Genomic DNA, 12,754 nt, shown 5'->3' on the forward strand with positions numbered 1-12,754 from the left:
CGTCTCGAGTTGGCCACGCGAAAACCGGACGAACCGGTGAGCGCTCAGACCGGGTGCTCGACAGACTCGAGCAGGACCTCGACGTTGGCTCCCTCGTCCTGGAACAGTTCCGGATACATACCGACGAGAACCAGATAGTCGCCCTCGTGACCGAACGAGGCCACGAGGAGGTCGACGTCGATCGCTTCGCCCTGATACTCGGTCTGTCCCTGCAGACGGTCGACGTCGCGACTCTCTCCGAGAATCGACACCGAAAAGGTCTCCTCGTGCTGGATGTCCCGAATATCCGTCTCCCCGTTCTCGATCTGACCCCGGAACTCGTCGAGTAACTCCTCGCTGTCCATGCCGTCGATGGGATTGAGCGACCGGCCGGCGACGCTCATGTTGGGCGTCGAGACCGCGACGAACGCGGTCGCCTCCTGTGATTGGCCCCGAATATCGAGCGCTTTCGCGTAACTCGAGAGCCAGAATCCGGCTTCGATCTCCCGTTCGACGCCGGCTTCGACCGTCTCTTCGAAGGTCCGTTCCTCGACGGTCAGCTCTTCGAATCCCGTCTCCTCGAGCGCGCTGTCGGTCGGCGCGACGCGGTCGGAACTGAATTCGAGCGGCCCGTCGCCGGTGATGAAATCGAGACAGCCAGCGAGGGCTGCGATCGAACCTGTCACTCCCGCTGCAAGAAACCGTCTGCGTGAAGAACTCATTACCTACCGTATTCGTTAGCAACAGCATATTCGTTGTGGCTGGTTCATTCGATCCGACAGGATAGACGAGCAGGCGACGGCCGACGCCGAGACGGCCGTCACGGATACACATCAAGAGTTATCGGGGTTGGCTCCCCCCGTTGTACCATGACGGAGTTCTCTCATCGGGTCGAGCAGGTATCGATCAGCGGGATCCGGGAAGTGTTCGAAGCCGCGGGCGAGGACGCGATCAACCTCGGACTCGGGCAACCGGACTTTCCAACGCCCGAGCACGCTCGAGCGGGAGCGATCGAGGCTATCGAGTCCGAGAAGACCGACGCTTACACCTCGAACAAAGGGACGCGGTCGCTTCGCGAGGCGATCTCCGGAACGTACGACCGCGAGTACGGAATCGACGTCGATCCGGCGGACATCATCGCGACGTCCGGCGGGAGCGAGGCGCTTCACCTGGTGTTAGAGGCGCACGTCGATCCGGGCGAGGAAGTCATTTTCCCCGATCCCGGCTTCGTCTCCTACGACGCGTTGACGAAGATCGCCGACGGGACTCCAAAGCCGGTCCCGCTCCGGGAGGATCTCACGCTCGATCCGGCGACCGTCGAGGAGGCGATCACCGACGATACGGCCGCGTTCGTGGTCAACAGCCCCTCGAATCCGACGGGTGCGGTCCAGTCCGAGGAGGACATGCGCGAGTTCGCGCGCATCGCGGACGAACACGATGTCCTCTGTCTCTCCGACGAGGTGTACGAGCGAATCGTCTTCGAGGGCGAACACCGCTCGCCGCTCGAGTTCGCCCAGAGCGACAACGTCGTGGTCGTCAGCGCCTGCTCGAAAACATACTCGATGACAGGCTGGCGACTCGGCTGGGTCGTCGGATCGAATCGGAGAATCGAACGCATGCTCCGGGTCCACCAGTACGGGCAGGCCTGTGCGAGCGCACCGGCGCAGTACGCCGCAGAGGCGGCCCTGACCGGTCCGCAGGACCCCGTCGCGGAGATGGTCGACGCGTTCGAGCGGCGCCGAGACCTCGTCGTCGACGGTCTCGAGGACGCCGGCCTCGAGGTCCCGACGCCCTCGGGCGCGTTCTACGTCATGCCCAAAGTCCCGGACGGCTGGTGTGAGGAAGTCCTCGAGCGCGACGTGGTGGTCGTGCCGGGCGACGCCTTCGGCGCACACGGCGAGGGCTATGCGCGACTCTCCTATGCGACCGGAACGGAAGAACTCAAAGAAGCGCTCGAGGTCATCGACGCGGCGACCCGGGCGGTGCGATAGGGACGTCTAAGACGGCTACACCGCCCAGTTCGACGGCCAGACGAGACGACAGGCGTAGAACTTCTATCGACTGATCTTTTCGTCGATTCCAAGAAACGATGGCCTCGTGGATTGGACCTGCGAGGCTCAGTTTACGTCCTCGTCCTCGAGGCGCTCGAGGACCTCTCTTGCGTTCTCGACGGCGGCTTCTTTTTTCGCGGGGTAGGCCTCGACTTTCGCGCGGAACGTGATCCCGTCGCCGAGTCGGCTCTCGCCGTTGAACGCGGCCTGTTTGTCGAGCGTGAGATAGAGTTCGGTGTTTTCGGTCACCCGCTGGTCGAGTTCGGCGATCAGGCCGTCGAAATCCTCGAGATCCGCGAGTCTCGAGAGGACGTGGCGCACGTCGTCTGCGTTTTCGGCGCGCGCCGAGAGGACGAGGATCCGATCGCCGTAGTGGCCCTCGCTCTCGACGCGCTCTATTTCGAACTCCTCGGGGAGGAAGGTTCGGAGCGCGCTCTCGACGCGTTTTTCGTCCTCGGTGGCGTAACAGAACGTTCGCAGATCGACGTAGTGAAGCGGGATTTGTGGCATCGGTCCTGAGAGAACGGGCGTGTCGCTGGTAGGTAGTTACTCGTCGGCGTCGTCCGGGTCGGCGTCGTCGGGAGCGGCCTCGAGGGCGTCTTCGGGAACGCCCGACTCCTGACCGTCCTCGAAGCTGATCGTGTAGGTGACGTCGCCGAACATAGATTCCATCGTCTGGGTGACCGTCCCGACTTCGCCGTCGAATTCGCTGTGTTTGTCGTGGAGCACGACGTGGTCGTCTTCCTCGAAGCTCATAGGTCGCTCTTCCCTGCCATTGCGTAAAAAGGGACTGATTCGGTTTCGACGGCTCGACGGGGAGACCGCGAGCGCGACTGCAGCCGGGTCAGGCCTCGATTCCGAGCTCCTCGAGGAGCGTCTGGCCCGCGGCGCTCGAGGAACCGGGACCGCGTGCGGTTATCAGATCGCCGTCGACGGTGACGCTCGTCTCCGAATCGAGTTCGGCGTCCCAGTTTCCGCCCGCGGCGATCACTTCGTCTTCGACCCAGTAGGGGAGTTTTCTGCCGTCTGGCATCAGGTCCTCGTTGTCGACGATTCCCTCCTCCCACTCGTTCGGGAAGCCGGTTACCTCGCGGTCGTGGACGATGAACGCGCCGTGGCTGTCTCGCGTGAACGCGAGAATGGCAACGGCGTGGCAGACGACGAGTGCCTTTCCGTCGCCCTCGATCGTCTCGCGAAGGATCGTCCGCGCGTGTTTGTCCTGATTAACGTCCCACTCGGTACCGTGACCGCCCGGGAAAACGACGGCGTCGTACTCGCCGGCTTGCGCCTTCGCGAGCGGAATGGGATCGTTCAGCCGCTCGTCGGTCTCGTGGACCTCCATGACGTGTTCGGCGGTTTCCTCGCCGACCTGTTCTGGGTCGGCAGAGCGCTCGTCGATCTGCGGCGGGCCGCCCGTCGGTGTCGCGACCGTGATGTCGACCCCCGCGTCGGTGAGCGTCTCGAGCGGCTCGACGCATTCTTCTCCCCAGTATCCCTCCTCGCTGACGACGAACAGTGCTCGAGTCATGTGCGCCCGTTCGGGAGCCAGCACATTAACGCCGGTCCAACCCCTCGGTTCTGCCGCAATCGCCGCCGCCGACCTGTTACGAGAGCGGACGGTCACGAGCGACGAGGGTGGTCTTTTTCGCCGCTGGCGACGTAGCCCGATTTATGGCACAGCGACCGAACCCCTTCGAGGAGCTCGAGAAACTGATCGATCGGCTGAGCCGGCAACTGCGGTCACCGCGGCGATCCGGCAGCAGCGGTGACGCTGACGGCGGGGACCTCGGTACGAGCGTCGGATCGCGCGGAACCGGCGTCGACGTAACGGATGCAAACGGGGAGTTCGTCGTCGTGATCGACGCGCCCGGATTCGAGCGCGACGACATCGAGCTCACGCTGACGAACCGGCGGCTGAAGATCGACGGCGAGCGCGAACAGGCCGTCGACGACGCCGAGGACACCTACCTTCGGCGCGAGCGGCGCACGCACTCGTTCAGCCGACAGCTAACCCTCCCCAGCCCCGTCGACGCGGACGGCGTCGAAGCACACCTCAATAACGGCGTCGTGACGATCAGGCTGCCGAAACGCGATTTCGACGACGCGGCGCGTTCGATCGATATCGAGTGAATCCGCGGACGGGCAATCGTCCGACCCGGTCGTGCTACAGGCCGACTACTCGTTCCCGTTATCGAGGTTCAGCGCGTCGAAAAACCGCTTCTCGAGGCGGGTGCTGGCGAACTCGAGTAACTGGTTTTCGTCCCCCGCGACATCCGCGAACAGTCCGAGATCGATGCGGCCGCCGGCCATGTCGTGGTGGCCGCCGACCGCTCCGAGTTCGCCGAACGCGTTTTGTAACGTCTTTCCGGCCTGCACTCGCGGGTCGATCGATCGGGCGCTCAGTCGGATCGAACCGTTGACGATCCCGTAGATGAGGACCGTATCGACGCCCTCGAGGTTGAGCAGGTAGTCCGCGGCCTGCGGGAGCGCGTCGGTCTCGGTGGTTCGCCCCACGCTCGAGGCTAGGGACGAACCCCGCCGCGTCCGCGACGCGATGGCGTGTCCGATCGCGTCGAGCGTCGCCGGAGAGAACGCGCTTCCGTACAGTTGCTCTAACATCTCGAGGTCCGCCTCTGGGTACACCGCCAGCGCGGCCTCGTACTCGCGTTCGGTCGGCTCGCGGACGAAATCGAGTCGTTCCCGGTGCAGCGCAAAGAGCAGTGCAGACGCCAGTCGCGTCGCGAGGGCCATCTCGAGGTCGAAGAGGTACTCGACGAAGATCGTCGCGGTCGCGCCGTAATCCGTTCGAACGTCGACGAACGCCGCCTCGACGTCGCTGTCCGGGTGGTGGTCGACGACGATCGACGGTTCGATCGACGCCGGTACCTGCGTGTTCTGGCCGGGAACCGCGTGATCGACGAACGCGAGGGAGTCGTCTTCGGCAATCGACGCGTTTCGGATCGGCGTGACGTCGATATTGAGCATGTTGACGAAGGCCCGATTTTGCTGGTGTGAGATTTCTCCCCCGTAGACTGTCCGGGTCTCGTTTACGCCGTTGTGTTTTGCGATCCGCTCGAGCGCGAGCGCGCTGGCGAGGCAGTCGGGATCCGGGTTGTCGTGACAGACGATGGTGAGCGAATCCATCTCCGCGAGCGTTTCTCCCAGATCTTCCGCTCGAGACATACCTAATCCTACGGACACGAGCGGTTTGTAAGTCGCGCCAAGATGTCGGCTGCGATGACTGGAAATACCGTATTAACTCTCGAAACTGGTTGGTACGCCGACACTTCGTCGGCGAATTCTCCGTGTTCAGATCCAAATACTGTTGATGAGTAACGTGCGTTTCAGGTCAATCTGCGCTCGAACACGGAAGAGAGTTCGGTCACGGGCCGTCCGTCCGCGCGATGGAGTCGGTCGACACCACGCGCTGGGAGGTTCCCTAGCGGTCGCGTCGTCGGCCCGTCAGCGCCTCGCTGGCCGGCGCGAACGGAATCGGCGTGCCGCGGTCGTTCTCGAGCGCTCGCTCGTAGAGCAACGACGCCGCGGCGACCGTCTCGATTCCGGTGCCGCCGCTGTCGAAGACTGTTATCTCGTCGGCGGCGGTTCGACCCGGTTCGGTGCCGGCGACCACGTCGCCGAGTTCGGCGTGGACGTGCTCGTCCGAGACGCGACCCGCCTCGCGCGCCGCGATAAACGATCCCGCATCCTGTGACACCCGCTCTCGGAGGTCGGGAACGTACGTCGACCGTTCGATCGTCGTCGCGTCGAGTTCCCGTTTGTCGGGGTGGTATTGCCCCATCGCCGTCACGTGCGCGCCGGGCTCTAGGTGCTCGCCGTCGAAAACCGGCTCGGTCGACGTCGTCGCCGTGATGACGACGTCCGCGCCCGATACCGCGGCTTCGCTCGAGGAGACGGCCCGAACCGACGCCTCGAGTTGGTCGTCGAACTCGTCGGCGAACGCAGCCCGGTTTTCCGCGGTCGGCGAGTAGACGCGGACCTCCTCGAAGTCACGAACCGTGGCAGTCGTGTGGACCTGTCCGCGAGCCTGTGGCCCGGTTCCGACGACGGCGAGTGTCGTCGCGTCCTCGCGCGCCAGCGAGTCAACGGCGACGGCTCCCGCCGCGCCGGTCTTGAACGGGTTCATGCTCGCGCCGTCGAGAATCGCGAGCGGTTCGCCCGACTGCGCGTCGAAAAGCGGCGTCACGAACCACGCGTCGCCGGCGTCGAACCCGGCGCTGTACATGTAGCCCCCCATCGCGCCCGTTTCGGGCAACAACGCGGCGTAATCGGTGAACATCCCGTCGGGATCGGTTCGGAAGTACGCCGAGCGCGGATCCGCGGGGGCACCGCGACCGCGCTGGCGATACCCCTCTCGCACCGCCTCGACGTATTCGGCAGGCGAGGCGAGGTCTTCGATAGCGTCGCTCGAGAGAAACAGCGTTTCGGTCATATCGAACAGATCGGGACCGAACGAGAAAAAGACAGTGAGAGCGCCTCGAGATCAGTCGGCGTTGATCGGCGGTCGGGCCGTGCCGGTTTCGTCGCCCGAATCGATGGGTGCGTTGACGAACATCGCGTGACCGATGAGCGTCATGGCGACCATCGATCCGACCGGAATCGCTGCCGTTATCGAAACGCCGACGACGGTGAGTGCGACGGTAATGCCGAGCAGTGCGACTGGGATGAGGGCCAGAACAATGTCGTAATATCCAGTCATAATGTATACTATCCTATGTGGAATAGTAATATAAGTGTTTCCCATAATCGCCTGATACTGGACCGATTTCAAATACTGATCCAGCTCATAAATAACTCGTAAGTTATGAGGATACCATACGCTCCGAGAACCTTTCTCATCTCTAATGATTAGGTGGTTGATGATACCGATCGACATCCATAGGGTACAGATAATCCACGCCGAACCGCAAGACTCGGTCGGGGACGATCGATCGATCAGTCGAGTGAACGAACGAGCATTGGAATGGTGGACCCGTTGTACCTTCGAAAACAGTATATGCCCATTACCATATATGTCAATTTCAGTATTGTAATCGGGCGGGGTGGATGCCGACTGCGAGTTCAGCGCAGGGCGACGGCGACGGCCGTACGCCAGAGAACGAGGACGACGAGGCCGAACCCGGTGATCACGAGGTTGAACGGGAACGCGCCACCGCCCTCGAAAAGCGGCGACGAGCGGATGATCAGACCGAGATTCGCCCCGGCTATCCAGGCCAGAGCGGTGTATCGAACCGCTCGAGTCGGGTCGGCGTAGGTTTCTCTCGCATAGAGGCCGGCCAGCAGGGCGGTTATCGCCCATCCGATGAGAAACGGGGTGATCGGCTCGAGCGCGCCGAGGGGGTTCGCCAGCGGATCCTCGCTGTGGTGGAGGTACCCGTACGTGACGAGGCCGGCGACGGCGACGATATCGACCGCCGCGATGCCGAGCCGTTCGCGCGAGAAGACGGTCGAGGCGGATCGCCCTCGAGTGTCGGTGCTCATGTCTCTCACTGGGTCCCCGTACCTATTGTGTCCCACGGTTTCTACGGCGAGCGTGACTGATACCCGTCGAACCGTCTCATCAACTCAGAAGACAGGAGGAGGGGTCTCGGCGAAGGGAGCCGAGAGTCGTCCAACGGACAGTGCCGACGTGCGAGGACGGGCCTCGCACGGAGCGACAGTGGCGACGGCGCGTATTTGTTACTGGTTGCTTTCGACGCGACGGGGCGTCTGCGCTCTCGATCTGCGGTCAGTACGGCCGGCCTACTACCACGGACTCGAGCGCTCGCTTCCCGTTGATAGCAAACGAGCGAGCGCCAGGAAATTTCGGAGAGTCAGAGTGGGTCGACGAGATCGGCGAGCGCGGCCGCGGGATCGTCCGCCTTCGCGACGCCGCTCGCGAGCAACACGCCTTCCGCACCGAGATCGGCGGCGGAGACCACGTCCTCGCCCGTGCTGATGCCCGCACCACAGAGGACCGAGACATCGTCGTCGACGCCGTCGGCAGCGTCGACAGCGTCCTCGACGACGTCGGGATCGGCCTGACTGACCGGCGTTCCCGTGCCGATGAGTTCCGGCGGCTCGACGGCGACGGCGTCCGGTCCGAGCGCCGCGCTCGCGCCGATCTGCGCGGGGTTGTTCGCACAGACGATGGTCTCGAGTCCGGCGCGCTCGGCGGCGCGAATCGAGCCGTCGATATCCGCGAGTTTCAGTCGCTTTTCGGAGTGGTTGATGAGCGTACCCTCGGCGCCTGCCTCGGCGAGCGATTCGGCCAGCGCGTGACCTGTGTTGCTGCCGTGGTCGATCGGATCGACGTGCTGGGCCCACGTCTCGACGCCCGTCGCCGCGACCCGCTCGACGTGAGCGTCCTGCGGTGCGACGGCGAGTCGAGCGTCCGTTTTCTCGTCGACGTCGCGAACGGCTTCCGCGACGGCGACCGGGTCACACGGATACGTCTTCAAATTGACGAGGATGAACATACCCGAGACAGGCCCGCGAGAACGGAAAGAGGTTTCGACAGTCGTGCGGATCGATGGGCCGACCAAACGGTCCGAAATACGACTACGATCGAGGTGTACCGCCGAAGTACGTCCGATCAGTCCTTTCGCTTGACCACGTCGCCGAGGGTGTAACTCCCGCTCGCGGAGCCGCCGTCCCAGTCGGCGTCCTCGCTCGAGCCGCTTTCGCTTGCGAGGCTCACGTCGAGGAACTTCTCGAGTTTCGACTGCACGCTGTCGGTCGGAAGCGTATCGCCGCGCTCGAGTTTCGTGATGAGACTCGCCTTCTCGTTGAGTTCGTTCGCGAGTTCCGACTGGCTGAGTCCTTTCTGTTCGCGAGCCTGTCGGATCCGGTCGTCGTAGTCGGTCGCGATCTCGTCCATGTCGTCGAACATGTCCGTTCGGCGGGTCGAGCCGCCGGAACTCGTTGAACCGCTCGAGGTCGAACTCGAGGCGTTAGCGCTCGAACTCGAGCCCGAAGAGCCGCCGGAGCTCGAACCCGTCGAGTACTTCGTCGACGTGCTCGAACTCGAGGAACCCGTCTTCACCTCGGTGCCGAAATCTGTGCAATCCGAACACACGTCAAGCTTGGCACCCTCAACTTTGATCGTTTTTGGGGACGACGTCTCGGCGCCACACATTTCGCACTGAACCATGGGAGAGTCTATATTCCGGTGCGTGATAAACCATGCGGCGAGCATCGAGGCGGCGAAACGGGCGCTTCGTTCGCAACTTGCTTCGAGGGCGTCGCGATCACTCGAGCGCCGACCAGGAGTAGTAAAACCGCTGGAGAGCGGTAAGGTGTCCGACCACCGCAAGAAAGACCAGCAGCCAGCCGACGACGGTGAGACCGCCGGGGGTCACGTTCGCGAGCGGGTAGGCGAGAAAGCCGACAGCGCCGATGATCGCGAGCCGGTCCGCTCGCCCCACGAGGCCGCCGTAGACTCGATCCAGCCCCACCGCCTGGGCCTGGGTTCCGAGGTAAGAGGTCATCACGACCCCGGTGACCGCGAGGAATCCGAGGACGTAGTCCTCGATACCGGCGGCCAGTCCGGCGATGACGACGATGTCGGCGTACCGATCTAGCACGTGATCGAGGAGGTCGCCGGCCGCGGACGCGACGTCTTGCTCGCGCGCGAGCGCGCCGTCGATGATGTCCAACCAGCCGTTGACGAAGACCAGAATCGCCGCGGCGACGAACCAGATCGGATCACCGCGACCGCCGAGCGCGAAGGCGACGGCCGCCGCGATAGCCATGCCGAACGCCAGCACGCTGACTCCGTTGGGCGTCATCCCGATTCGGTCGAACCCCTTCACGAACGGATCCAGAAATCTCGAGATGTAGGGCCGGAACTGATCCAGCGTCATGCGAGATACCCCACGAAGTCGACCTCGCCCGCGGACGGCTCGCGCTCGCCCGTCACGACTGCCTCGAGTGCGCTGGCGACTTCCTCGGGCGTCCGATTCGTCGTGTCGATCTCGTAGACCGACTCGAGGCCGTGGCGATCGACGGCCTCGCCGAGGATCACGTCGAGCGCCTCGCTTTCTGCGTTCTCGCTCGCTTTCGCAGCCGTCTCGCCGCGGTCGGTCAGCCGCGTCTCGAGCGTTTCCGGCTCGCATCGCAACACGGCGACCCGATCGGCGGCGAAGTGGTGTGCGAGATGCGACTCGATCAGCACGTCGTCTCGTCCCTCGAGCCACGCCTCGAGCGCGTCCATGTCCGCGACCTTGCTCTGTCGGTCCTCATCGACTTCGGTGTACAATGCCTCGTCCTCGAGCACCTCGTTTAGGTGAACGATTTTGAGCGTCGAATCGCCGACAGAGAGCCGATCGGACGGCGAATCGTCAGCGGCCGCTCGAGCCGCCAGCGCGTCCGTCGCGGTGGTCTTTCCGGTTCCAGGGGTACCCGTGACGGCGACTCTCACGAGTCGGACACCTCCGGCGCGTTCGGGTCCGCGGGATCCTCGGCCGCCCCGTCCTCGGGGAGTCCGAGGTCCGCGAGGACCGCGTTCAGCGTCTCGACCGCGCGTTCGGTTTCGGCGTCGGTCCCACAGGTGATCCGGATACACCCCGGCAAGCCGAAACTCGTGCAGTCGCGGACGATGACGCCCCGCTGTTGCATCTCCTCGGCTACAGCCGCGGCGTCGCCGACGGCGACGAGGACGAAATTGCCCTCGCTCGGCCAGACGTGCGCATCGATCGTTTCGCGCATGTACTCGCGCGACTCGAGCGTCGTTTCGACCGTTCGCTCGACGTGCTCGTCGTCGTCGAACGCCGCCAGCCCCGCGCGACAGGCCAGTTCGCTCGCCGCGAAGGGGGTGTTCACGCGCGCGTAGGCGTCGCCCCACGCCTCGGGAACGACGGCGTAGCCGAGCCGGACTCCGGCGAGGCCGTAGGCCTTCGAGAACGTCCGCAATATCGCGACGTCGTCTCGAGCGTCGAAGCCGTCGCGACCCTGGGTCAGCGCGAGCGCGCTGTCGACCGCGGCGAACTCGCCGTAGGCCTCGTCGACGACGACGAGGGTTTCTTCGGCCGTTTCCTCGGCGACGTGCTCAATTTCTGCGAGATCGATCGTCGTGCCCGTCGGGTTGTGCGGGCTCGTCAGGTAGACGACCCGCTCGCCGTCGTAGGCCTCGAGGACGGAGTCGGCCGTCTGTTCGAAATCCTCCGCGCGCTCGAGGGCGTAGGTCTCGACGGCACCGTGGTGGAATCGGGCGCTCATGCCGTAGTAGGCGAAGCCCGGTTCGGGAACTAACACGGCGTCGTCGGGCTCTAGCATCGCCCGGTGGAGGTAATCCAGCGCGCCGTCGCCGCCGTTGGCGAGCCACACCTGCGAGTCGTCGACGCCCCACTCGGCCGCGATGGCCGCGGTGAGATCCGCGTGAGCGGCTTTCGGGTAGGCGTTGACGCTTGAGGCGGTCTCCCGAATGGCCTCGACGGCGGCGGGCGAGGGACCGTGGGGGTTCTCGTTGGAGGCGAGTTTGATGAATTCGGCGGGATCACGCCCGAGTTCGCGGGCGACCTCCTCGATCCCCCGACCGGCCTGGTATGCGACGTGGTCGGACAGATCGCGCGGTTGCATACGGGAATCCAGTTTCCCGCGGCTCTTAAGGGTGCTTACATGTGGTCGCTCGCGTCTCGCGGACCGTCGTGACCTGCGCTGTAGGCGACGGCGAGCAGAGAGCGGGCTGCAGGCCGAATCAACACGAGGAGTGTTGGCCGATCAAGTATCCTTACAGCCCCAGCCGAACGCCGTCCAGCCGCCGTCGGCTGTAAGCACTTCGCCCGTGACGAAGTTGTCTTCCGAAGCGAGGAACTCGACGCAGTTCGCGACTTCCTCCGGCGTCCCGAACCGATCAAGCGGCGTCCGGTCCCTGATATCCTGTTCGTCGAATCCCGTCTCGTCCTGTGCTTGTTCGACCATCTCCGTCATGATGTACCCCGGCGCGAGCGCGTTCACGCGGATATCGTGTTCCGCCCACTCGACGGCGAGACACCGGGTGAGATTGTTGACACCCCCCTTCGCCGTATTGTACGGCGTTCGATCCTGTTGTCCCATGCTCCCCATCATACTCGAGATGTTGACGATATCACCGCCGTCGCCCTGTTCGATCATTCTGGCGCCGGCCGCCTGCGCACAGAAGAAGGGTCCCGTCAAGTTCACATCGATAACCTGCTGCCAGTCCTCGGCCGTCAGTTCCTCTGCGGGACCGCGAATGTTAATACCCGCGTTGTTTACGAGAACGTCGAGACGACCGAACCGATCGACGGTTTCATCGATCAGGTTTTCGACGGACGACCGCTCACTCACGTCGACTTCGACCGCGTGAGCGGTGCCGTCCTTCCGTTCGAATTCCTCGACGACTCGTTCGCAGTCCTCGAGCGATCGGGAACAAATGACGACAGCATCGCCGTTTTCCGCGAATCGCTCCGCGATACTCTTCCCTAGTCCCCTGGTCGAGCCCGTTACGATCACCGTTCGCGCGTCTGGTTCGATAGCCATGATACAATCGATCCCCCATCCAAACGGTCTTAATTATTTTTATACAGGGACGAACAGAGGAACCCGATCTTGTGAATCAGATGGTGCATCCGTCATCCTCGATCGGGAACCTGAACGCCATGCCCAGTCAGAAAGCAGACCGATGACACCGGCAGGCAGAAGTCAGATGGGTGGATACGCTCGCCACAGCGGTGAGCACACGACACCCCGGCGACGACTCCTATAAT

16 protein-coding genes are annotated in these 12,754 nt (G+C 63.8%); 2 read left to right on the forward strand and 14 right to left on the reverse strand.

Annotation, left to right across the window (positions count from 1 at the left end):
• Positions 1–44: 44 nt before the first annotated feature.
• Positions 45–701 (reverse strand): DUF6517 family protein, encoded by a 657-nt coding sequence (locus tag BM348_RS13730; protein ID WP_092905410.1) that lies wholly within the window; start codon positions 699–701, stop codon positions 45–47.
• A 147-nt stretch (positions 702–848) separates the two neighbouring features.
• On the opposite strand from BM348_RS13730, the gene BM348_RS13735 reads away from it, so the two are divergent.
• A complete protein-coding gene (locus tag BM348_RS13735) occupies positions 849–1,970 on the forward strand; it encodes a pyridoxal phosphate-dependent aminotransferase (RefSeq protein WP_092905411.1) in 1,122 nt (373 codons plus the stop codon).
• Between the two features lie 126 nt (positions 1,971–2,096).
• On the opposite strand, the gene BM348_RS13740 is transcribed toward BM348_RS13735, so the two are convergent.
• From BM348_RS13740 to BM348_RS13750, 3 genes are all read right to left on the reverse strand, one after another.
• A complete protein-coding gene (locus BM348_RS13740; RefSeq protein ID WP_092905412.1) occupies positions 2,097–2,540 on the reverse strand; it encodes an RNA-binding protein in 444 nt (147 codons plus the stop codon).
• A gap of 36 nt (positions 2,541–2,576) precedes the next feature.
• Positions 2,577–2,786: a DUF1918 domain-containing protein gene (locus tag BM348_RS13745; RefSeq protein WP_092905414.1), complete on the reverse strand. Its 210-nt coding sequence runs from the start codon at positions 2,784–2,786 to the stop codon at positions 2,577–2,579.
• An 88-nt stretch (positions 2,787–2,874) separates the two neighbouring features.
• On the reverse strand, positions 2,875–3,558 hold the full coding sequence (locus tag BM348_RS13750; protein ID WP_092905415.1) for a type 1 glutamine amidotransferase domain-containing protein: 684 nt from the start codon (positions 3,556–3,558) through the stop codon (positions 2,875–2,877).
• Positions 3,559–3,701: 143 nt separating this feature from the next.
• Between BM348_RS13750 and BM348_RS13755 the strand changes: the two genes are divergently transcribed.
• The gene (locus BM348_RS13755; RefSeq protein WP_092905417.1) at positions 3,702–4,160 is read left to right on the forward strand and encodes an Hsp20/alpha crystallin family protein; all 459 of its coding nucleotides are present in this window, start codon (positions 3,702–3,704) and stop codon (positions 4,158–4,160) included.
• A gap of 45 nt (positions 4,161–4,205) precedes the next feature.
• Here the strand turns inward: BM348_RS13755 and BM348_RS13760 are convergent, their stop codons facing one another.
• From BM348_RS13760 to BM348_RS13805, 10 genes are all read right to left on the reverse strand, one after another.
• Positions 4,206–5,213: a DHH family phosphoesterase gene (locus BM348_RS13760; protein WP_092905418.1), complete on the reverse strand. Its 1,008-nt coding sequence runs from the start codon at positions 5,211–5,213 to the stop codon at positions 4,206–4,208.
• Between the two features lie 256 nt (positions 5,214–5,469).
• Positions 5,470–6,480 carry an ornithine cyclodeaminase family protein gene (locus BM348_RS13765; RefSeq protein WP_092905420.1) on the reverse strand — a complete coding sequence of 337 codons (1,011 nt, stop codon included), beginning with the start codon at positions 6,478–6,480 and terminating at the stop codon, positions 5,470–5,472.
• 51 nt (positions 6,481–6,531) lie between these two features.
• A complete protein-coding gene (locus BM348_RS13770) occupies positions 6,532–6,747 on the reverse strand; it encodes a hypothetical protein (protein WP_092905421.1) in 216 nt (71 codons plus the stop codon).
• Positions 6,748–7,109: 362 nt separating this feature from the next.
• Positions 7,110–7,529 (reverse strand): DUF3054 domain-containing protein, encoded by a 420-nt coding sequence (locus tag BM348_RS13775; protein ID WP_092905422.1) that lies wholly within the window; start codon positions 7,527–7,529, stop codon positions 7,110–7,112.
• A 332-nt stretch (positions 7,530–7,861) separates the two neighbouring features.
• Complete coding sequence (gene tpiA / locus BM348_RS13780) at positions 7,862–8,506, reverse strand: triose-phosphate isomerase (RefSeq protein WP_092905424.1); 645 nt, start codon at positions 8,504–8,506, stop codon at positions 7,862–7,864.
• A 116-nt stretch (positions 8,507–8,622) separates the two neighbouring features.
• Positions 8,623–9,180 carry a multiprotein bridging factor aMBF1 gene (locus BM348_RS13785; protein WP_092905425.1) on the reverse strand — a complete coding sequence of 186 codons (558 nt, stop codon included), beginning with the start codon at positions 9,178–9,180 and terminating at the stop codon, positions 8,623–8,625.
• A gap of 97 nt (positions 9,181–9,277) precedes the next feature.
• Positions 9,278–9,892, reverse strand: a complete 615-nt coding sequence (locus BM348_RS13790) for a CDP-alcohol phosphatidyltransferase family protein (protein ID WP_092905427.1) — start codon at positions 9,890–9,892, stop codon at positions 9,278–9,280.
• Positions 9,889–10,449, reverse strand: coding sequence for an adenylate kinase family protein (locus tag BM348_RS13795; protein WP_092905429.1), 561 nt, complete (start codon positions 10,447–10,449; stop codon positions 9,889–9,891). Before BM348_RS13795 ends, BM348_RS13790 begins: the two co-directional genes overlap by 4 nt.
• Complete coding sequence (gene hisC, locus BM348_RS13800) at positions 10,446–11,606, reverse strand: histidinol-phosphate transaminase (RefSeq protein WP_092905431.1); 1,161 nt, start codon at positions 11,604–11,606, stop codon at positions 10,446–10,448. Before hisC ends, BM348_RS13795 begins: the two co-directional genes overlap by 4 nt.
• A 141-nt stretch (positions 11,607–11,747) precedes the next feature.
• Positions 11,748–12,527, reverse strand: a complete 780-nt coding sequence (locus BM348_RS13805; protein ID WP_092905433.1) for an SDR family NAD(P)-dependent oxidoreductase — start codon at positions 12,525–12,527, stop codon at positions 11,748–11,750.
• Positions 12,528–12,754: the final 227 nt, after the last annotated feature.

The organism is Halostagnicola kamekurae, from assembly GCF_900116205.1.
Taxonomy (GTDB): Archaea; Halobacteriota; Halobacteria; order Halobacteriales; family Natrialbaceae; genus Halostagnicola; species Halostagnicola kamekurae.